Origin of the sequence: Streptomyces sp. WMMB303 (genome assembly GCF_029351045.1) — a bacterium.
Taxonomy (GTDB): Bacteria; Actinomycetota; Actinomycetes; order Streptomycetales; family Streptomycetaceae; genus Streptomyces.
The window spans coordinates 6000409-6019152 of record NZ_JARKIN010000001.1 but is presented as its reverse complement, the minus strand read 5'-3'; the positions used below and the strand labels follow the sequence as shown (position 1 = coordinate 6019152).

At 72.1% G+C, this 18744-nt stretch carries 18 protein-coding genes; 9 read left to right on the top strand and 9 right to left on the bottom strand.

What is annotated here, in order from left to right; genetic code table 11:
• The 3 genes from P2424_RS26165 (at window position 1) to P2424_RS26155 (ending at window position 2271) form a co-directional block, all read left to right on the top strand.
• Window positions 1-423 (top strand): cytidine deaminase, encoded by a 423-nt coding sequence (locus P2424_RS26165; protein ID WP_276478166.1) that lies wholly within the window; start codon window positions 1-3, stop codon window positions 421-423.
• Window positions 424-509: 86 nt separating this feature from the next.
• Entirely contained in the window at window positions 510-1787 is a 1278-nt protein-coding gene (locus tag P2424_RS26160) for a thymidine phosphorylase (RefSeq protein WP_276478165.1), read from the top strand.
• Window positions 1788-1887: 100 nt separating this feature from the next.
• Window positions 1888-2271: a hypothetical protein gene (locus tag P2424_RS26155; protein WP_276478164.1), complete on the top strand. Its 384-nt coding sequence runs from the start codon at window positions 1888-1890 to the stop codon at window positions 2269-2271.
• Between the two features lie 155 nt (window positions 2272-2426).
• Here the strand turns inward: P2424_RS26155 and P2424_RS26150 are convergent, their stop codons facing one another.
• The 4 genes from P2424_RS26150 to P2424_RS26135 form a co-directional block, all read right to left on the bottom strand.
• A complete protein-coding gene (locus tag P2424_RS26150) occupies window positions 2427-3014 on the bottom strand; it encodes a hypothetical protein (protein ID WP_276478163.1) in 588 nt (195 codons plus the stop codon).
• 222 nt (window positions 3015-3236) lie between these two features.
• On the bottom strand, window positions 3237-3431 hold the full coding sequence (locus P2424_RS26145; RefSeq protein ID WP_276478162.1) for a DUF397 domain-containing protein: 195 nt from the start codon (window positions 3429-3431) through the stop codon (window positions 3237-3239).
• A gap of 255 nt (window positions 3432-3686) precedes the next feature.
• Window positions 3687-3875 (bottom strand): DUF397 domain-containing protein, encoded by a 189-nt coding sequence (locus P2424_RS26140; RefSeq protein WP_276478161.1) that lies wholly within the window; start codon window positions 3873-3875, stop codon window positions 3687-3689.
• Window positions 3872-4717, bottom strand: coding sequence for a helix-turn-helix transcriptional regulator (locus tag P2424_RS26135; protein WP_276478160.1), 846 nt, complete (start codon window positions 4715-4717; stop codon window positions 3872-3874). The genes P2424_RS26140 and P2424_RS26135 overlap by 4 nt, the downstream gene beginning before the upstream one ends.
• A gap of 154 nt (window positions 4718-4871) precedes the next feature.
• Between P2424_RS26135 and P2424_RS26130 the strand changes: the two genes are divergently transcribed.
• Both P2424_RS26130 and P2424_RS26125 read left to right on the top strand, forming a co-directional pair.
• Entirely contained in the window at window positions 4872-5312 is a 441-nt protein-coding gene (locus P2424_RS26130) for an ATP-binding protein (RefSeq protein WP_276478159.1), read from the top strand.
• A 506-nt stretch (window positions 5313-5818) separates the two neighbouring features.
• Window positions 5819-6448 (top strand): DUF6461 domain-containing protein, encoded by a 630-nt coding sequence (locus tag P2424_RS26125; protein ID WP_276478158.1) that lies wholly within the window; start codon window positions 5819-5821, stop codon window positions 6446-6448.
• A gap of 198 nt (window positions 6449-6646) precedes the next feature.
• Here the strand turns inward: P2424_RS26125 and P2424_RS26120 are convergent, their stop codons facing one another.
• Together P2424_RS26120 and P2424_RS26115 are read right to left on the bottom strand one after the other, a co-directional pair.
• Window positions 6647-10753: an AMP-binding protein gene (locus tag P2424_RS26120; RefSeq protein WP_276478157.1), complete on the bottom strand. Its 4107-nt coding sequence runs from the start codon at window positions 10751-10753 to the stop codon at window positions 6647-6649.
• A gap of 278 nt (window positions 10754-11031) precedes the next feature.
• Complete coding sequence (locus P2424_RS26115; RefSeq protein WP_276478156.1) at window positions 11032-12390, bottom strand: MFS transporter; 1359 nt, start codon at window positions 12388-12390, stop codon at window positions 11032-11034.
• A 141-nt stretch (window positions 12391-12531) separates the two neighbouring features.
• Between P2424_RS26115 and P2424_RS26110 the strand changes: the two genes are divergently transcribed.
• Both P2424_RS26110 and P2424_RS26105 read left to right on the top strand, forming a co-directional pair.
• The gene (locus P2424_RS26110) at window positions 12532-13509 is read left to right on the top strand and encodes a LysR family transcriptional regulator (RefSeq protein ID WP_276479134.1); all 978 of its coding nucleotides are present in this window, start codon (window positions 12532-12534) and stop codon (window positions 13507-13509) included.
• The gene (locus P2424_RS26105; protein WP_276478155.1) at window positions 13506-14414 is read left to right on the top strand and encodes a class I SAM-dependent methyltransferase; all 909 of its coding nucleotides are present in this window, start codon (window positions 13506-13508) and stop codon (window positions 14412-14414) included. The genes P2424_RS26110 and P2424_RS26105 overlap by 4 nt, the downstream gene beginning before the upstream one ends.
• 188 nt (window positions 14415-14602) lie before the next feature.
• On the opposite strand, the gene P2424_RS26100 is transcribed toward P2424_RS26105, so the two are convergent.
• Complete coding sequence (locus P2424_RS26100; protein WP_276478154.1) at window positions 14603-15463, bottom strand: alpha/beta hydrolase; 861 nt, start codon at window positions 15461-15463, stop codon at window positions 14603-14605.
• 86 nt (window positions 15464-15549) lie between these two features.
• Here P2424_RS26100 and P2424_RS26095 point away from each other — a divergent pair, with 86 nt between their 5' ends.
• Both P2424_RS26095 and P2424_RS26090 read left to right on the top strand, forming a co-directional pair.
• Window positions 15550-16680: an adenosine deaminase gene (locus P2424_RS26095; RefSeq protein ID WP_276478153.1), complete on the top strand. Its 1131-nt coding sequence runs from the start codon at window positions 15550-15552 to the stop codon at window positions 16678-16680.
• Window positions 16681-16889: 209 nt separating this feature from the next.
• A complete protein-coding gene (locus P2424_RS26090) occupies window positions 16890-17315 on the top strand; it encodes a hypothetical protein (protein WP_276478152.1) in 426 nt (141 codons plus the stop codon).
• A gap of 148 nt (window positions 17316-17463) precedes the next feature.
• Here P2424_RS26090 and P2424_RS26085 read toward each other — a convergent pair whose 3' ends face one another.
• Both P2424_RS26085 and P2424_RS26080 read right to left on the bottom strand, forming a co-directional pair.
• The gene (locus tag P2424_RS26085; protein ID WP_019357753.1) at window positions 17464-17667 is read right to left on the bottom strand and encodes a PspC domain-containing protein; all 204 of its coding nucleotides are present in this window, start codon (window positions 17665-17667) and stop codon (window positions 17464-17466) included.
• A 153-nt stretch (window positions 17668-17820) separates the two neighbouring features.
• On the bottom strand, window positions 17821-18573 hold the full coding sequence (locus tag P2424_RS26080) for a VanZ family protein (protein ID WP_276478151.1): 753 nt from the start codon (window positions 18571-18573) through the stop codon (window positions 17821-17823).
• Window positions 18574-18744 lie beyond the last annotated feature (171 nt).

Below are 18744 nucleotides of genomic sequence, written 5' to 3'. Positions count from 1 at the left end.
GTGCACGAGGCCGCCGCGACCGCACCCGGCACCGACATCGACTGGCAGGAACTGCGCGCCCGCGCCCGGGCCGCCATGGCCCGGGCCTACGCGCCCTACTCCGGCTTCCCCGTCGGCGCCGCGGCGCTGGTGGACGACGGCCGCACCGTGACCGGCTGCAACGTGGAGAACGCCTCCTACGGCATCGGACTGTGCGCCGAATGCGGACTGGTCTCCGACCTCTGCGCCACCGGCGGCGGCCGACTCCTCGCCTTCACCTGCGTGGGCGGCGACGACGGGAACGTCGTCGCCCCCTGCGGCCGCTGCCGCCAACTGCTGTGGGAACACGGCGGCGGCAGCCTCCTGGTGGAGGCACCCTCGGGGGTACGCCCCCTCTCGGAACTGCTCGCCGACGCGTTCGGCCCCGAACAACTGGCCCGCTGAGCCGGCCCCGCCCGCGGGCCCTCGGAACGGGACCGCCGGGACGGGACCGTCGGGCGAGACCGTCGGAACGAAAGAGGAACCACAGCATGGACGCCATCTCCGTCATCCGCGCCAAGCGCGACCGCCAGGAGCTGACCGGCGAGCAGATCGACTGGGTCATCGACGCCTACACGCGCGGAGCGGTGGCCGACGAGCAGATGTCGGCCCTTGCGATGGCCGTGTACCTGAACGGCATGACCCGCACCGAGATCTCCCGGTGGACCGCCGCGATGATCGCCTCCGGCGAGCGGATGGACTTCGCCGCGCTGGCCCGCCCCACCGCCGACAAGCACTCCACCGGCGGCGTGGGCGACAAGATCACCCTGCCGCTGGCGCCCCTGGTGGCGGCCTGCGGCGCGGCCGTCCCGCAGCTCTCGGGCCGCGGCCTCGGCCACACCGGCGGCACCCTGGACAAGCTGGAGTCCATCCCCGGCTGGCGTGCGTCGCTGACCAACCCCGAGATGATGCGGGTACTGGACGAGGTCGGCTCCGTCATCTGCGCCGCGGGCGACGGACTCGCCCCCGCGGACAAGCGCCTCTACGCGCTGCGCGACGTGACGGCGACCGTGGAGTCCCTCCCGCTGATCGCGTCCTCCATCATGTCCAAGAAGATCGCCGAGGGCACCGGCGCGCTGGTCCTGGACGTCAAGGCGGGCTCCGGCGCGTTCATGAAGAACGTCGAGGACGCCCGGGAGCTGGCCACCGCCATGGTGGAACTGGGCACCGACCACGGGGTGCGGACTGTCGCACTGCTCACCGACATGAACACCCCGCTCGGCCTGACCGCGGGGAACGCGCTGGAGGTCCGCGAGTCCGTCGAGGTCCTGGCCGGCGGCGGCCCGGCCGACGTCGTCGAACTCACCGTCGCGCTGGCCCGGGAGATGCTCGACGCGGCGGGACTGCCCGACGCCGACCCGGCCAAGGCGCTCGCCGACGGCTCCGCGATGGACGTCTGGCGCCGCATGATCGCCGCCCAGGGCGGCGACCCCGACGCCGAACTCCCGCGCGCGCGGGAGCAGCACGTCGTCACCGCCCCCGCCTCCGGTGTGCTGACCCGGCTGGACGCCTACGCCGTCGGCCTCTCCGCCTGGCGCCTGGGCGCGGGCCGCGCCCGCAAGGAGGACCCGGTCCAGGCCGGAGCCGGCATCGAACTCCACGCCCGCCCCGGCGACACCGTCACCGCCGGCGCCCCGCTGCTGACCCTGCACACCGACACCCCGGACGCCTTCGGCTACGCGGAGGACGCCCTCGAAGGCGCCTGGGACATCGCGGCGCCCGGCACTTCCCACGAGCCGACGCCGCTGATCCTGGGCCGCATCGGCTAGATTCGGCAGCACCGAGTCGATCAGTCGGGGGACCGGTTCCCGAGCCCGCTCAGGCCCGCTTCCGGGCCGGTTCCCCGCCGCGCTGCAGAGGAGCAGCCCCATGCTCACGTCCATACCGGTCGAATGGCTCTGGCTGCTGGCCGCGGCATCCCTCGCCCTGTCGAGTTACCTGCTGGGAAGCTGGATCCCGCTGCGGAAGTTCCGCATCGCCTATCCGGTGGTCATGACCGTGGGTGGCGCGCTCCTGGTCGCCGTCTGCCGCTGGAACGACATCGGCCTGAGCGGAGCCCTCGTCATGTACGCCTGCGCCCACATCGGCCTGACCGTCGGCCTGCTGCCGCAGCGCACACTGTTCCGGGAGATCCTCGACCGCTGGCGCCGAGGCGAACCCACCCACCACCTCAAGGCCCCACCCCGCCACCAGCTCTTCCTCGCCGCGTCGGTCGTCACCGTCCTCCTGGCGGGCTTCGCCCTGACCCGCTGATTCGCTGCCCATGCGCGGTCCGGGGTGTTGACGTGGTCGCCGAGGTCGACAGGGCCGGCCGACCTCTCGCACGAGGCGTGTGCGCAAGTTCTCACCTGCTCGCGAGAATGGGCGAAGGGATCTTGCTTCACCCGTTCCCCGGTGCTTTTGACGGGTCAGGCCTGTGAATCGTCCTCCCATGCCACCACCCATCGGGCTTCCTCGAAGAACTGCTCAAGCGAAGCGTAGTCCTCCACCCACTCGTCGCCCCCGGCGAGCTGAAAATCGCGGTCCGATGCGGTGAGAACCAAATAGCTGGTAGGAGCGCCAGAAAACTCTTCGATTTTCACGAATTTTCCTTGCTCGTCACCCGACGCGATTCTCCCCACTTTGTTGATCATGATTGCTCCGGCTGTTGCTCTGATCTCGACGCGCGCATAAGTGATCGACAAGCCGTAGATCTCCCGTGCGGCATTCCTGATCTCGTCAATTTCCCGGCAGTGTCCCAGCTCTTGAGGGATTTTCCCTTCCAGCGGTCGCGGTTCCCAGCTGCTTGTCGGGTAGCACCAACCGGGAAGATCTGAATCGGCACGTTCATCCCAGGTCAACGTCCAGTCGGTTCCCGAACTCAGATAGACATCGACCCCGTTCGCCAGTTGCAGCCGGATCCCTTCGAGGTCGCTGACTCCGACCGCATCGGGGTATATGTAGTGGATTGTGTCAACGGATTGTGTGGGACAGGTGCGTAGGAGTTCAGTGTGCATCGCGTGCCCAATCGTCGATGCGCCGTGTTGATGTCAGTGAACAGTTCATGGCAGTTCGACGCCGGCTGCCGCCGGTTGCTGCCTCAGCACGGGTGAGGAGAAGCGCAGTTGACGACGTGGCGGCTGGCCAAGCAGGGGCAAGGGCGGCGGGCCGCTCGGCCGCGTAGGAAGGCGTTGCCGCCACAGGTAGCGCTCCACCCCGCCAGCAGCCGGGTGGTCAGCTCACAGGATGGTGGCCGCCGTCCGCGCGGTGAAGGCTGCCCATGCGGTGGGCGAGACGGCGAGGGGGCGGATTCCGGTGTCCTTCGAGTCGCGGACGTGGACCGTCTCCGGCCCGACAGCGACCTCGACGCAGTTGTCACCTTCCCCTCCGCTGTAGCTGCTCTTGAACCAGGACAGGTCATCGGCCGTGCTCATAGCGCTCCTCATCTCCGCGTTCGTCCGGCTTCCCATCTCCAGGATGCGATCGAGGGGCTGCGGGTGGCATCCGTGCCGCCCATGCATTGGTCCAGAAGGCATTGGTCGACAACGAAGCCGAAGGCGCTGTTTGGCCGCTCAACCGGGCAAGAAGGCCGTCGCCGAGCAGGACGAACTGGTGCTGGGCGCCGGGTGACCGCTGAGTGGCGGGGCGGACGGGTGGTGCTCCGCCCCGCCGACGGCTGAGTGGTCAGCTCACAGGGTGGTGGTCGCCGTCTGAGTGGTGAAGGCTGCCCATGCGGTGGGCGAGACGGCGAGAGGGCGGATCCCGGTGTCCTTCGAGTCGCGGACGTGGACCGTCTCCGACCCGACAGCGACCTCGACGCAGTTGTCGCCGCTACTGCCGCTGTAGCTGCTCTTGTGCCAGTCCAGTTCGGTGCTCATAGCGCTCCTCGCATCTGCTTCAGCAGCCTCACCGAGGCTTCGTGGCTCAGGGCCTGTGAGCGCATCTTGCCATAGCGCTGGAGCATTGCACTGACAGCTTTCGGGTCGGTGAGGAGAGCGCTGCTCTCGTGTCCCTCCACGTACCCGACCCACTCGTTGGTCTGTGTTTCTGCCAGGTACATCTGGCCGTCAGCACCCACGTGCTCCGGCTGGTGAACCGGCATGAGCTGGATCTCTACATTGATCCGGCGTCCCATCTCCAGCAGGTGGTCGATCACTGCGGCGGTCACCTCGGGACCGCCCAGATCGCGTTCGAGAAGGTACTGCTCGATGATGAAGCTGAAGGCGGTGTCGGGGCGCTCGACCAGAAGGTTCTGGCGTTCCAGCCGGGCAGTCACCTGCCAGTCGATCTGCTCCGGGGTGAGGGGCGGCAGCCTGCGTTCGGACAGGCCCCTGATGTACGCCTCCGGCTGCAACAGCCCCGGGATCGCCCGGCACTCGTAGGCGTACAGGGTGATCGCTTCCTCTTCGATGCCCGCCCACTGCTGGAACCAGGAGGCGAGTCCGGCCTTGCGCCGCAGGCTCTTGGCGGCGGCTTTGAGGATCTTGGCGGCGAGGGGGCCCAGTACCGGTTCGGACCGCTGGGGCAGGTCTCCCGGAGGGAACCGCTTGCCCTGTTCGATCTTGGCGACGTAGTGGGTCGAGTAGCGGATGCGTGGGGCGAACTCCTCCTGGGTGAGGCCCGCCTCGTCGCGCAGGGCCTTCAGCACCGAGCCGAAGGTCTTGAGTCCGTCCGAGACTTCGGGTTCGCTGGGTGCGGTCGCGTCCTGGTCCGACGTCATCGTCGCGTGCCTTCCGTGCCGTGTGCCTTCCCCGCTCAACCCGTTCAGGGTCACGGACGGTGGCGGGCCCAGTCCAGTGTGTGAACCAGTACAGCGGGATCTGTACCGGTGCCGTATCTGTCAGTGACCAGGGCGTCCCGGAACGCTGGGGATCATGCACGCTCCCCGGGCCGAAGTGCCCCTCACCACGGATGTGTTCGTACAGCGGTTCTCCGCGACCCGGCGCGGCGCGCGGCTCGCCCGCCGACTGGCCGCGTACCAGCTGGATGTGTGGGGTGTGCCGTACGGCGCCTCGCTCTCCGAGGCGGTTACGCTGATCGTCGCGGAGCTCAGCTCCAATGCGGTGCTGCACGGCCGCGTTCCGGGCCGTGACTTCGAACTGCGGCTCCTCCGCGACCGGGAGAGCGGACGGGTGCGGGCCGAGGTCTCCGACACCTACCCCGGGCTTCCCGTACGGCTGGCCCCCTCCACGCACCAGGACTGGGGGCGCGGCCTGCTGCTCGTCGACGCGCTGGCCTCCCGGTGGGACGTGAGCGCGCGGCTGGGTCCGGGCAAGACCGTCTGGGCCGAGGTGGACGCCCCCGGGCACGCCTGACCGGCGTGCCCGGTCGTCAGGTCCACAGGCGGAACAGTTCGGTGTCTCCGCCCAGCGCTCCGGCGCCGGTCACCGCATCGGGCAGCGAGGCGCCGAGAGTCGGCACCTGGTAGGAGAAAGCGGAGAAGTAAGCCAGAAGGCTGCTCCCTCTGGGGATCTCCGAGGCGCGAGGTAGGCAGCGCACCCTCCGTCCAGGAAGGCGCGTACCAGGGCGTCGGTCCCGGTCGTGCAGCCGGTGCTGAGCACTGCGGACCGAGGCGAGTAGCCCAGCTCGGCTACGAGTCCGCCGCCAAGTGCGGTCGCGCCAGCATGCCGAAGAAGCAGAATACGGGTGTGGGTGGTGACCTCGGCCGGAAGACCGTGCAGTGGCGCCTGCTGGAGAATGATTCCTACTGGGTGGATGCCGGTGCCGGAAACGGCTAGCACCCGCTCCCCTGCGGCCTGGTCCGCCGACCGGGGACCAGGTCGCACAGTGATGATCTGACCAGTGAGGCGGCATCGCGAAAATGAAACTTTTGCCGAACTCGGAGCTGTACGACACCGGATACTGCGCTCTCTTCGTACGCAGGATTTCACCCGCGGACATTCTCTCCCGGATATCGGGTGATGAGTGTCGCGCCGTTCTTGTGGACCGAATGGAAGCCGAGGCCATCAAAATGGCTGGGGAGGATCTCGAAGAGGAGGACGTTCCTGAACTGGATATCGATGAGCTGCGCAGTAGCGGAATGATCTGCGCCGACGGCCCGTTGTTGCGCGCCGGTACTCACGAGGACTGGTGCTTCGTCATTGAGTCGGAGGGGCCTTACCTGGCCAAGCAGGAGATCATCCGCTCCGTATCACGGGGTGCAGTCGCTCTCTCCGCACTGAAAAGTGAAACAGGAATCACCTGGATATCCTACGCAGAGGACGAGGAGATCCTCTCTTCTTTCGATCCCCTTCTTCCTCAGTGCGACACCGGACTTCGGCCGGACGTACTCGACAACATAACCGGGTACCGAGAGGCGATCGAGCGCGGCGCCCCCGCAAAGGCCCACCAGAACGCGCTACGGAAGATCCAATACGAACTCGGCTGTGCTGTGCCCCAGGAAGCAGACGCCCCCCGTCTGTTGGCTGTCCGCATTCCTGGAGGGTACTGAGACGATCCCGCCAGTGAGGATTGTTGCCGGCGTCGTCGTTCCTCCACCAGACATTTCTGTCCGCCGCGCTCGTCGCCGGCCCGTGCGTCACCACCTTCTTGCATGTCGGGAAACCCTCAATGGGAGCGGTGAGAGCGGTGACGCGGCTTGCGACACCCCTGCCGCCCCGTCGCGGATCCTCCGCCCGCCCGGGGGCTGTTACTCCGCCGGGGTCAGCAGGGGGCTCAGCAGGCGGCCCACCTCGGCCATGGCTTCCGGTTGGCCCATGGCGCTGTGGGTGCAGGGGAGGTCGTGGACGGTGAGGGTGCCGGTCAGGTGGGGGTGCCAGGCGTCGGGGGCGGGTGCCAGGTCCGGGGCGGTGCCGGTGGCGCGGAAGTAGTGGGCGTCGCCTTGGTGGACGGCCGGGGTCCAGGTCGGGCGGAGCGAGGCGTAGTGCGCCAGCATGCGGGTGACGGCAGTCAGCCGGGTGTCGTCGGGCAGGTCGTGGCCCATCGCCTCGGTGATCAGGCGCCGCACCACGGCCGGGCCGGCGTCCGGGTCCAGGCGCGGGGTGCGGTCGAGCGGTGCGGCGTCCAGCAGGGCGAGGACGTCGACGTGTTCGCCCTCGTCCTGGAGTCGGGCGGCGACGGCGTGTGCCAGTGCGCCGCCCAGGGACCAGCCCAGCAGCCGGTAGGGGCCGTTGGCTTGGACGGAGCGGACGCGGGCGGTGTAGGCGGAGATCAGGCCGGGGAAGGTGGCGGCCGACGCGTCCCCGGCGCGCAGGCCCTGCGCCTGCAACGCGTAGACGGGGACGGACGGCGGCAGGTGCGGGGGCAGTGTGGCGTAGCACCAGCCCAGCCCGCCCGCCGGGTGGACGCAGAACAGCGGCGCCTCCGTGCCGTGGGTGCGCAGGGGGAGCAGCATCTCGTAGGCGTCCGGCGCGCTGTCGGCGCTGTCGGTCCCTTCCCCGGACGGGTGCGGGTGGGCGGAGGCGTCCAGCCGTTTGGCCAGTTGGCCCGGGGTGGGGGACTCGTAGAGGGCGCCGAGGGAGAGTTCCGTGCCCAGTTCGGCGTGGACGCGGCCCAGCAGGCGGGTGCCGGAGAGGGAGTGGCCGCCCAGGGCGAAGAAGTCGTCGTCCGGGCCGACGCGGGGCAGGTCCTCGGGGCTCCTCGGCGGCAGTTCGAGGACCTCGGCGAACAGGGCGCACAGGGCTCGCTCCCGGTCGGTGGCCTGCCGCTCGCGGGGTGCGCGGGCGGCGGGGAGGAGCGGGGCCGCGGCGGTGCGCAGCGCGGTGCGGTCCAGCTTGCCCTGCGGGGTCATGGGCAGCGCCTCGTGGGTGTAGAAGGCGGCGGGCACCATGGCGGACGGCAGCCGGGCGGCGGCCCAGGCGCGCATCTCGACCGGATCGAGGGCCGGGGCCTGATCCGGGTGCTGCTGACCCTTCCGTGGCGCGGGCACCACGTGTGCGGCCAGCCGCACGGTGCCGGTCGTCGCGCCCTCGGCGGCGGGCTGTGCGGCGACGGCGACCTGCGCGATGTGCGGGTGCCGGGCCAGTACCGTCTCGATCTCCTGGGGTTCGATGCGTACGCCGTGCACCTTCAGTTGGATGTCGGAGCGGCCGAGATACTCCAGTACGCCGTCCTCCGTCCAGCGCACGAGGTCTCCGGTGCGGTACCGGCGGGCGCCCGGCGGGCCGTGCGGGTCCGGGCCGAACCGCTCCGCCGTCGGACCGGACGCGCCCAGGTAGCCGCGGGACACCTGGGCGCCGCCGAGGTGGAGTTCGCCGACGACGCCGGGTGGGGCCAGGTGTCCGTGCCGGTCGAGGACGTAGGCGCGGACGTTGTGGCCGGGGCGTCCGATGACCGGGTGCGGGCCCTGCTCGTCCAGGCGGCACCAGACGGCGTCGACCGTGCACTCGGCCGGGCCGTAGCAGTTGTACACGGACGTGTCCGGGAGCGCGCGCAGCCGCTGCCACAGCGTGGGGTCCAGCGCCTCACCGCCGACGATCAACGCCGTCGGCCGGTGCCCGGCGGAGTCGAGGAGCCCGGCGGCGAGCAGCGCGCGCACATGGGTGGGGGTGAGGGCGAGCAGGTCGATGCGCTCTTCCCGGATCTGCTCGGCGAGCGCGGCCGGGTCGTGGCGTACGGCGTCCTCGATCAGGTGGAGCCGGTATCCGGCGGCCAGGCACAGCCATCCTTCCCAGGAGGCGTCGAAGCAGAACGAGGCGGTCTGCGCGGCGCGCAGTCGGCGGCCGGGTCCGGGCGGGGACGAGGGCGGGGACGAGGACGCGGGTGAGGATGCGGATGCGGACGAGGAGGCGGACGAGGAGGCGGGCGTGGGCGCCGCGGGGCGCAGCAGCGCGGTGCGGTGGTCGTGGTACAGGTTGGCCAGCTGCCTGTGCTCGACCTGGACGCCCTTGGGGCGGCCCGTCGTGCCGGAGGTGAAGGCGAGGTAGGCCACGTCGTCCGGCCGCAGCGCGCGGGGCCGGTCGCGGTCGCCGGGGTCGGTGGCCGGCTGCTGCTCCAGGGCTTGTGCGGTCGCCGCCGCGCCGAGGTCGAGGAGCGTGTGCGGCGGACGGGAGTCGGCGCAGGGTGGTTGCCCGGCCGTCAGTACGCACACGGGTGCGGTGTCGGCGAGCATCTGCCGGGCGCGGGCCATCGGGTGGTCGGCGTCCAGCGTCAGGCAGGCGGAGCCGGACTTGAGGACGGCCAGCAGTGCGACGGCGTAGTCGGCGGTGCGGGGCAGTACGAGCGCGACGGTGCTGCCGGGGCCCGCGCCCCGGGCGAGCAGCAGGTGGGCGAGCCGGTTGGCGCGCGCGTTGAGTTCGCCGCGGGAGAGGGCGACGGCGCCGGTACCCGTGCCGCACACCAGCGCGGTCGCCGCGGGTTCCTCGCGCACCCGCTCCTCGAAAGCGGTGTGCAGCAGCTCTTGGCCGAAATCGGCCTCGGGTCCGCGGCCCCACTCCAGGACGCGCGTCCGCTCCTGCGGCGTCAGCAGTTCGATGTCGGCCAGCGGTGTCGCCTCGGTGGCGTCGGTGAGGGTGTGCAGCAGTGCGAGGAAGCGGCGGTGGTGTGCGGCGATCCGCTCGGCCGGGTAGATCTCCGGATCGGACTGGAAGTCGATGCGCAGGGAGCCGTCCGAGGGGCGGTCGTAGACGTTGACGGCCATGCCGGTGACCGGGCCGTTGGAGAGGTTGTGCAGCGTGGCGGGGTGGCGGCCGAAGCTGATCTGCGGGTCGTGCAGCATGACGTTGATGCCCCAGTCCTCCATCCTTCCGGCCGTCGGCCGCCGGGCGTGCGGGCCGCGTACCAGGTGGACGTAGGAGTAGCGCTGGTGCCGCAGCAGCGTCTTGGCCTGTGCGGCGGTCTTGCGCAGCAGTTCGCCGACGGTTCCCGAGGACGGCTGCGGGACGCGCAGCGGCAGCACGTTGGCGACCATGCACGGGACGTCGCGGCTGGCCGGACCGCGCGCCGCGACGGTCATGTCCACGACTGCGTCCTCCCGGCGGTCGTCCGCGAGCCGCTGGACGTAGAGGGCCAGCGCCGCCATGGCCACGGTCGCGAGCCCGGTGCGTGCGCCACGGGCCAGCGCGCGCAGCTTCCCCGCCGTCTCCGGGTCCAGATGGCCGGTCTCCCGTACGAAAGAGGGCGCCGGCCTGGGCAGCCGGCCCGGCGCCTGGTGGGTGGCCGCGGCGCACCGCTCCAGCTCGCCGGACCAGTAGTCGCGGTCCCGCCGCATCCGCTCGGAGCCCGCGTAGGCGGCCTCTTCCTCCAGCGCCTGCCGCAGTGGCGCCAGCCGGGTGGGCGGTACGGGGGCACCGGCCTCCAGCGCGGTGTAGACCTCGGCGACGCGCGGCAGGAACAGGCTGGTGGCGTAGCCGTCCATCAGGATGTGGTGGCTGCTGATGTAGAGGAGGTAGCGGGCGTCGCCCGTGCGCAGCAGGCCGAACGAGAACAGCCCGGCGCCGCGCATGTCCAGCGGCGACTCCAGGTCCGCCCGCATCCAGGAGTGCGCCGCGGCCCAGGGGTCGGGCTCGCCCCGCAGATCGAGGCGGTGCAGCGGCCAGCCCTCGCAGGGCTCGACGACCTGCCGGACGCCGCGGCCTCCTTCGGGCCCCTCGGGGACGAACCGGACGCGCAGCGCCTCCGTCTCCGTGACGGTGCGGCGCAGGGCGCGCTCCAGCAGCTCCTCGTCGACGGCGCCCCGGATCTCGACCACCTCGGCGGGCTGGAGGCAGGGACTGTCCGGCGCGAGCTGCTGGGTGAACCACATCCCCGACTGCGCCGCCGTCAACGGCAGACCCTCACCGATGTCGAACCTGGCCATCCGTACCAACTCCCGATCGCAGCCTCACGTCTGGGAGCACAACGAGACGGACAGGGGAGAGGGCACCTTTCGGAGACAGGCGTTTCGAACATGGTGCGGCGGTCGCCGGGCAGGGCCGTTCGGGTGACGTTCTTCCGGCGCACTTCGGCGACTCGCGGAGCCCTCCGGCACTCGCAGCGCTCGATCTTCGCCGCGCGCCGGGCTGTTCCCCGCCGTGCGCCGTACCCGTTCTCCGCCACGCGCCCCCCGGAACCGGAACAGCGCGCGGCGGAATGGGATCAGGCGCGGGCCGGAACCGCCGCGCGGCGGCTCGCGTACAGGGTGATGCCGGCCGCGAGCACCATGGCGCCCAGCGCCAGCGCGACCGTGGCGGCCCAGCCGGCCGCGGCGAACGCGACAGTGCCCAGCGCGCCGCCCAGGGAACTGCCCACGTAGTAGCTCATCTGGTACAGCGCGGACGCCTGGGCGGCTCCGTGTGCCGCGGTGCGGCTGACCGAGCCGGAGGCCACCGCGTGCCCGGCGAAGAACCCGGCGGTGATCAGCACGAGGCCCGCCACGACGGCCGCGACGCTGTCCGCGAGGCTGATCAGCAGCCCCGTGGACGCGGTGCCGATGCCCAGGTAGAGGGTGCCGCGCCGGCCCAGCCGCGCGTTGAGCCGCCCGGCGGTGGCGGAGGCGGCCGTGCCCACCAGGTAGATGGCGAAGACGGAGCCGACCAGGCCCTGCGAGAGCCCGAACGGTTCAGCCACCAGCCGGTAGCCGATGACGGTGTAGACCGCGCCGAAGACCACCATGAACAGCAGCCCGATCGCGTACAGCCGCAGCAGCAGCGCGTTGCCCAGGTGCGCGCGCACGGTCGCGGCGATCCGGCGCGGGTGCAGCGGAGCGGGGGTGAAGTGCCGGGCGGGCGGGACGAGGAGCCGGAAGGCGACCGCGCACAGCAGCGAGGTGACGGCGACGGCGCCCAGCCCGGCGCGCCAGCCCCACGCCTCGGTGACCCATCCGGTGAGGATCCGCCCGCTCATCCCGCCGACGCTGTTGCCCGCGACGAACAGCCCGACGGCGCCCACCAGATGCCGCGCCCGCACCTCGTCGGACAGGAACGCCATGGCCGAGGCGGGCACCCCGGCGACGGCGGCGCCCTGGAGCGTCCGCAGCGCGATCAGCGCCGGCAGGCTGGGCGCGAAGGGGATGACCAGGGCGAGGGCGACCGCCACCGCCAGGGAGGCGGTCAGCATCCGGCGGCGTCCGAACCGCTCGGAGAGCGCCGCCAGCGGCAGGACGGCGACGGCGAGCCCGACGGTCGCCCCGGAGACGGTCCAGCTCGCCTGCTCGGGGGCGGCGTGCAGCGCCTGCGAGATCTCGGGGAGGAGCGCCTGGGTGGAGTAGAGCAGCGCGAAGGTGGACAGTCCGGCGGCGAAGAGCGCCAGCCGCATCCGTCCGTGCCCGGGGTCGCCGGGGCTCAGCTTGGTCGCGTCGGAGTGCTCGGCTGAAGCGGCATCGGGAGCGGCTGGAGCATCGGGAGCGGCTGGAGCGGCGACGGCAAGGGCGGGGGAGGCGTCAGTGACAGGAGAGGCGGGACCGGCGGGGGAGGCGTCCACCGGACCGGAGGACGCCTCGGTATCGAGAGCAGGCATGCCCCGAACGTACGACTCGGCCTTTCATCCGTCCAATGCATGAAAGTGCGACAATCGATCCCCTTATGCATCATCGCAGCCAGCCGACAGCGGGAGCGTCCTGTGTCACCGCCGCGCAACAAGAAGGACCCCTCGTTCACGGTGCCGGGCCAGGCCGCGCCGCCCTCGGCGCTCACCCTCACCCCGCGGTTGGCGCAGTTCGCCGCGGTGGCCCGCCATGAACACGTCACCCGTGCCGCGCAGGAGCTGGGCATCCCGCAGTCCTCCCTCAGTCGCGCCCTGGCCCGGCTGGAAGAGGACCTGGGCATCGCCCTGTTCGCCCGGCACGGCCGCGCGCTCTCCCTCACTCCGGCCGGCCGCACCTTCCTCGCCTCCGCGGAACGCGCCCTGGCCGCCGTCGAACAGGCGGCCGAGGACGTGCGGTCCGACGCCGATCCCGCCACCGGCAAGGTCGCCTTCGGCTTCCTGCACACCCTCGGCTGGGAGACGGTCCCCGAACTGCTGCGCGCCTTCCGCGCCGACCATCCGCGGGTCCGTTTCGCGCTGGTGCAGAACTACGGTGACGCCATGCTCGAGCGGCTCCGCGCCGGTGAACTCGACCTGTGCCTCACCTCGCCCATGCCGGAGGCGCCGGACCTGGTGGTCCGACGGCTGGACGAGCAGCGGCTGCGGCTGGTCGTACCGGACGACCACCGGCTCGCCGCGCGCAGAAGGGTGCGGCTCGCCGAGGCCGCCGAGGAGTCCTTCGTCACCCTGGAGCCCGGCTACGGGATGCGGCGCATCCTCGACACGCTGTGCGCCGAGGCCGGGTTCACACCGCGGATCGCCTTCGAGGGCGAGGAAGCCGAGACGATCCGCGGGCTGGTCGCCGCCGGGCTCGGCGTCGCGCTGCTGCCGCCGCCGGTCTTCCCGCGGCCCGGCGTGCGCGAACTGACGGTGACCGCGCCGCGTGCCGTCCGCGAGATCGGGCTCGCCTGGCTCGCGGGGCGCCCCGACCCGCCGCCGGTCGCGGCGTTCAAGAAGTTCCTGCTCGGCCGCAGGGGACACCTCCTGCGTGCGCCGTCGCCCCACCCCGCCCCCGACCGGTCCGCCCACCCCGCCTCCGAGGAGCGTCCATGACCCCGCACCCGCACGACCCCCGGCACGCCGCCCCGCACACCGGACACACCGGGAACACCGGGACCGAGCCCGACTGGGAGGCGCTGGCCGTGCACCTCGAACGGGAGGCCGAGCTGAAGGTGCCGTTCCTCGAGGAGGCCGCCGCCTGGCTGCACGACCTGCTCGGCCCCCTCGACGTCACCCGCGTCCTCGACCTGGGCAGCGGCCCCGGAGTCACCACCGTCGCACTCGCGCACGCCTTCCCCGGTGCCGAGACCGTGGCGGTCGACAGCTCCCCCGCGCTGCTGGAGCGTGCCCGGGCCCGCTCCGAACGGGAGAGCCTGGCAGCCCGCATCACCTTCCGCGCGGCCGAACTCCCGGCCGGGCTGCCGGACCTGGGAACCGCCGAACTCATCTGGACCAGCAACGTCGTCCACCACTTCGGGGACCAGCGCGCCGCGCTGGAGACCTTCGCCGGGGCGCTGCGTCCCGGCGGGGTGCTGGCGGTCCGCGAGGGCGGCCTGCCGACCCGGTTCCTGCCCCGCGACATCGGTATCGGACGCGCCGGCCTGCAGGCACGCCTGGACGCCGCCGAGGAGGACCGGTTCAGCGCGATGCGCGCCGAACTGCCCGACCACACCCGCGTCGTGGAGGACTGGCCCGCGCTGCTGGTCGCCGCCGGACTCACCCCCACCGGCAGCCGCACCTTCCTCACCGACCTCTCGGCCCCGCTGGACCCCGTCGCCCGCGCCCATGTGCGCGCCCGCGTCGAACGCCTCCGCGAGAGCCTGGCGGACGACCTGTCCGCCGAGGATCTGGCCACCCTCGACACCCTGCTCGACGACGTCTCGCCGGAGGGCCTGCTGCGCCGCCCCGACGCCTTCTTCCTCACGGCGACCACCGTGCACACGGCGGTACGCACCTGAAGGGCATCCGTCTCCGGCCGCCGCCGCGCGCCGGCCCGCCGCTCGCACCCGTACTGCCGCCCGGCGGGCCGCCGTCCCGGCGCAGCCCCGCCGGAGCGGGCCCCGTGCCCCGGGCCTTGGGCCCTGGCCCGGGACACGGGCCCGGTGCCGCCGCGGAAGGCGCGGTGGCAGGTCCAGCGGCGTTGCGACTAGCGCAGGTTCTTGCCGAAACCGCTCGCCAGGGGCATCCGCAGCCCCAGCGGCGGCGGCGCGGCCAGGGCATCGGTCAGCGGGCGGCACAGATCGCGGCCGCAGAGCGTGCCGAGGGCGAAATCCTCGGTCAACGCCGCGACCTCGGCGGCGTATCCGCGCAGGCCGTGCCCGTCGGTGTGCACCTCGAAGCGGCACACCCGGGTGTTGACCTTCTTCGCACGCTCCGCGAGCCGGAAGGACAGTTCGGGGTCGCAGCGGGTGTCGTTCGTCCCGTGCACGATCAGTACGTCCCGTCCGCGCAACTGCTGCACGGGTTCCTCGCCGTCCCCGCCCCCGCTCCGGTCGCCGGCCCCGCTCGCGTTCCCCTCGGCGGGCCGGTCCCCGGCCCCGCTCCCGCTCCGCGGGTGGTCCGGGTCCGTCCGCAGCAGCGGCCCGAGGGCGACGGCGGAGGCGACCGCCTCGTGCCCCGCGGCGCGCAGTGCGGCCAGGGCGCCGACATCGGTGCCCACGAGGCACACCGGGATGTCGCCGTATCGCCGCACCACCTCCGCGACCGCCTCCTCCGCGTCGGCCGCGCAGTCCGCCGTCCGGCGGGCGGCGTCCGCTCCGGGGCGGGGCCGCCGTCCGTTGCGGTAGTGCACCAGGTGGGTGACCACGGGGTCGTCGTCCGAGGTCGCGCGCCCCAGCCGGCGCGCCAGCGGCAGCGCGGAGGCCGCCGCCAGCACGCTTCCGCCGCGGGCGCCCCCGGACGATCCGCCGCCCGGCAGGACGAGGACGGCGGCGTGCGGGGCCCTTCCCGCGGCCCCGCGGGGCCTTCCCAGACGTGAGTCCCTCTCGGGCGAAGCTCGCTGAGCCATGGCGCAACAATGGCACGGCCGCACGCGTACGTAAGGCAGTTGGGAAAGCACATGCGATCTACGCGCGTAGGAGCTACAGTGCCGTGATGGTAAGCGAATCTTCGAGCACCGTCCCCACCCAGGAGCAGATCCACCGGGCACCCAAGGTCCTGCTCCACGATCACCTCGACGGCGGGCTGCGCCCCGCGACGATCGTCGAGCTGGCCCGCGAGACCGGCTACGACGCGCTCCCGGCGACCGACGCGGCGGAACTGGAGGTCTGGTTCCGCGAGTCCGCCGACTCCGGCTCGCTGGAGCGCTATCTGGAGACGTTCACCCACACGGTGGGCGTCATGCAGACCCGCGACGCGCTCTTCCGGGTCGCCGCCGAGTGCGCCGAGGACCTGGCCGCCGACGGCGTGGTCTACGCCGAGATCCGGTACGCACCCGAACAGCACCTGCTCGGCGGGCTGACCCTCGAACAGGTCGTCGAGGCCGTCGACGAGGGGTTCCGCGAGGGAGAGCGCCGCGCCCGCGCCGCGGGCAACCGGATCCGCGTCGGCGCGCTGCTGACGGCCATGCGGCACGCGGCCCGCGCCCTGGAGATCGCCGAGCTGGCCAACCGCTACCGCGACCTGGGCGTCGTCGGGTTCGACATCGCCGGGGCCGAGGCCGGCCACCCGCCCACCCGCCACCTCGACGCGTTCGAGTACCTCAAGCGCGAGAACAACCACTTCACCATCCACGCGGGCGAGGCCTTCGGGCTTCCCTCGATCTGGCAGGCCCTCCAGTGGTGCGGTGCCGACCGGCTCGGCCACGGGGTGCGCATCATCGACGACATCCAGGTCGGTGAGAACGACGCCGTCAAGCTCGGCCGGCTGGCGTCCTATGTGCGCGACAAGCGCATCCCGCTGGAGCTGTGCCCCACCTCCAACCTGCAGACCGGAGCCGCCCCCTCCTACGCGGAGCACCCCATCGGACTGCTCCGGCGGCTGCACTTCCGGGCGACGGTGAACACGGACAACCGGCTCATGAGCGGGACGAGCATGACCCGCGAATTCGAGCACCTCGTCTCGACGTTCGACTACACGCTGGACGACATGCAGTGGTTCACGGTCAATGCGATGAAGTCGGCGTTCATTCCTTTCGATGAACGTCTCGCCATGATCAACGATGTGGTCAAGCCGGGCTATGCCGCGCTGAAGTCCGAGTGGCTCTTCCAGGACTCACCCCGCTGACCCCCCGTGACCAGCGGTTCAGCCGTCGTCGCACACCCTGTGCGGGACGGCTGGGCCGGTGCCGCACGGAGCCGGAATGCGCCGCGCGGCGGCGACTTACGGCAGCACCAGGGTGTTTGCGGCCCCTCGGAATTCCTGGCTACGTTCGCCGGGCTGCTCAAGCCCCTTTCCGGGTTGCTCAAGCCCCCATTTCGAGGACGTAAAAACTGATGAAGCAGGTAGCCAAGAAGACCCTGGGTGTCGCCGCGATGAGCGCGGCGGTCGTCGTGGCGGGCGCCGGTGCCGCCTCCGCGCTCCCCGTCGAAGGTCTCGGTGCCCCCACCGACGTGGTCGGCACCGACGCGGTCGGCGCCGGTGGCCGGGCCCTGGGCCCGCTCGCCCAGACCGCGGGGCGGACCCTCGGGAACCTTCCCCTCGAGGAGGCCACCCAGGGCCTTCCGGGCGGGCTCTCGCAGCCGGTCGGTGTCGCCCAGGAGGCGCTGTCCGGCGCGCTCACCGGCACCCCGCTGGACGCCACCGAGAAGGTGGCCGGCCAGGCGCAGAAGTCCGTCGAGGGCAAGAGCTCCGCACCCGGCGGCGGCATGATCGGCGGGCTGCCGCTGGGCAGCGCCCTGCCGGTCGGCGGCTCGCACTGACCGAAGCGTTTCTGCCCCCGGGCAGATGCGTACGGGCACGTAGGCGGCGGCGGGCACCCCTCGGGGGCCCGCCGCCGCGCGCTGCCGCCCTCGTGCGGCGGCGCCCGCCGGACGGCCCTCAGGCGATCACCAGACGACTGCCGGGTGACTACCAGGCGGAGCTGTGTGTGCGCCCCTCCTCCGGGAGGAGGATCCACAGGGCGAGGTAGAGCAGGAACTGCGGTCCCGGCAGCAGGCACGAGACGAGGAAGATCACCCGCATCGTGGTGGGTGTGGTGCCGAACCTGCGGGCCAGTGCGGCGCACACGCCGGCGATCATCCGGCCTTCGGTGGGGCGGGCGAGTGTGGACATGAGGAATGCTCCTTAGCTCTCCGGTCCGGTGCGGCTGCGCGGTCGCACTGTCTGCGCCGTACGGTTGCCCTGCCGGGTGCCGCCGCGGCCGCCGTCGCTGTGCTGACGTCCTGCCTTCGACGGTAGACCGGACAGAGGGTGCGAAACCTCCCCTCAGGGGGCTGTTCCGACCCTGGTCGTCCTCGGGGTCGGACCCTGAGTCCTCCCCTCCCGCAGCCGGAGCCCGGCCCGCGGTGCCACGCTCGCGGAGTGCGCTCGCCTGGACCGCCGGTCGGCCACCCGCCCGTCCGTCCCCCGTACCTCCGCGGTTCCGGCGCCGTTGGCCCGGCTGCTAACGGTCGGGCCGTCCGCGACGCCGGCATCCCCGAGCAGTTCGGTTCTCGGCAGTTCGGTTCCCCGTCGTCCGGTCCGGAGCCGGTCGGCTCTGCCGGGGCCGCCGTCCCGGTGCCGCAGCCTGCGCCGCAGCGGCGGGAAGGCGAACCCGACGGTCAGCGCCACCCCCGTGGCGTTCAGGAGCATCGCGTCGACATCGGCCACGTGCCCCGGCACCCCCGACTGCGCCAGGGTGAGGACGACCGAGAGCATCGCGCCCGCGAAGACGGTCCTGGTCACGGTGCCCGGCAGCCCCCGGTGCAGCCGCCCGGTGGCGAGCGGCAGCAGGACACCCAGTGGGGCCAGCAGCAGCAGATCGCCACCGATCCCCGTCAGCGCGGCGCGGGGGCCCTCGGACAGATCGGTACGGATGGTCGCCAGCGGATGCAGATTGGCCGGCGTCACCCAGGGCACCGCCAGCGGGCGCAGCGTCAGCCAGCCGACGAGACACAGATGCGCCGCCAGCAGGAGGAGTCCCGCGAGGCGGATTCGGGAGGCGGCGGAGGTCGGGCCGCCGTGGCCTAGGCGCTGCACGTCACTGAAGACGCCCTTCCGTTCCGCCGCGGTTCCGGCGCGGTGTCCTGAGCGGGTCAAGGCTGTGTCACACGCGTGTTCCAGCGGCTGTCGGTCCTGCCCCTCCCGTCACATCCACACCTTGCGCCTCAGTCGCCTCGAGCAGCCGGGCAGCCGGGCAGCCGGGCAGCC

Excerpts from the sequence above, each read along its gene's own strand:
- P2424_RS26160 (WP_276478165.1), top strand. The coding sequence starts at position 510 with ATGGACGCCATCTCCGTCATCCGCGCCAAGCGCGACCGCCAGGAGCTG.
- P2424_RS26155 (WP_276478164.1), top strand. The coding sequence starts at position 1,888 with ATGCTCACGTCCATACCGGTCGAATGGCTCTGGCTGCTGGCCGCGGCA.
- P2424_RS26150 (WP_276478163.1), bottom strand. The coding sequence starts at position 3,014 with ATGCACACTGAACTCCTACGCACCTGTCCCACACAATCCGTTGACACA.
- P2424_RS26145 (WP_276478162.1), bottom strand. The coding sequence starts at position 3,431 with ATGAGCACGGCCGATGACCTGTCCTGGTTCAAGAGCAGCTACAGCGGA.
- P2424_RS26140 (WP_276478161.1), bottom strand. The coding sequence starts at position 3,875 with ATGAGCACCGAACTGGACTGGCACAAGAGCAGCTACAGCGGCAGTAGC.
- P2424_RS26135 (WP_276478160.1), bottom strand. The coding sequence starts at position 4,717 with ATGACGTCGGACCAGGACGCGACCGCACCCAGCGAACCCGAAGTCTCG.
- P2424_RS26130 (WP_276478159.1), top strand. The coding sequence starts at position 4,872 with ATGCACGCTCCCCGGGCCGAAGTGCCCCTCACCACGGATGTGTTCGTA.
- P2424_RS26125 (WP_276478158.1), top strand. The coding sequence starts at position 5,819 with ATGAAACTTTTGCCGAACTCGGAGCTGTACGACACCGGATACTGCGCT.
- P2424_RS26120 (WP_276478157.1), bottom strand. The coding sequence starts at position 10,753 with ATGGCCAGGTTCGACATCGGTGAGGGTCTGCCGTTGACGGCGGCGCAG.
- P2424_RS26115 (WP_276478156.1), bottom strand. The coding sequence starts at position 12,390 with ATGCCTGCTCTCGATACCGAGGCGTCCTCCGGTCCGGTGGACGCCTCC.
- P2424_RS26105 (WP_276478155.1), top strand. The coding sequence starts at position 13,506 with ATGACCCCGCACCCGCACGACCCCCGGCACGCCGCCCCGCACACCGGA.
- P2424_RS26100 (WP_276478154.1), bottom strand. The coding sequence starts at position 15,463 with ATGGCTCAGCGAGCTTCGCCCGAGAGGGACTCACGTCTGGGAAGGCCC.
- P2424_RS26095 (WP_276478153.1), top strand. The coding sequence starts at position 15,550 with ATGGTAAGCGAATCTTCGAGCACCGTCCCCACCCAGGAGCAGATCCAC.
- P2424_RS26090 (WP_276478152.1), top strand. The coding sequence starts at position 16,890 with ATGAAGCAGGTAGCCAAGAAGACCCTGGGTGTCGCCGCGATGAGCGCG.
- P2424_RS26085 (WP_019357753.1), bottom strand. The coding sequence starts at position 17,667 with ATGTCCACACTCGCCCGCCCCACCGAAGGCCGGATGATCGCCGGCGTG.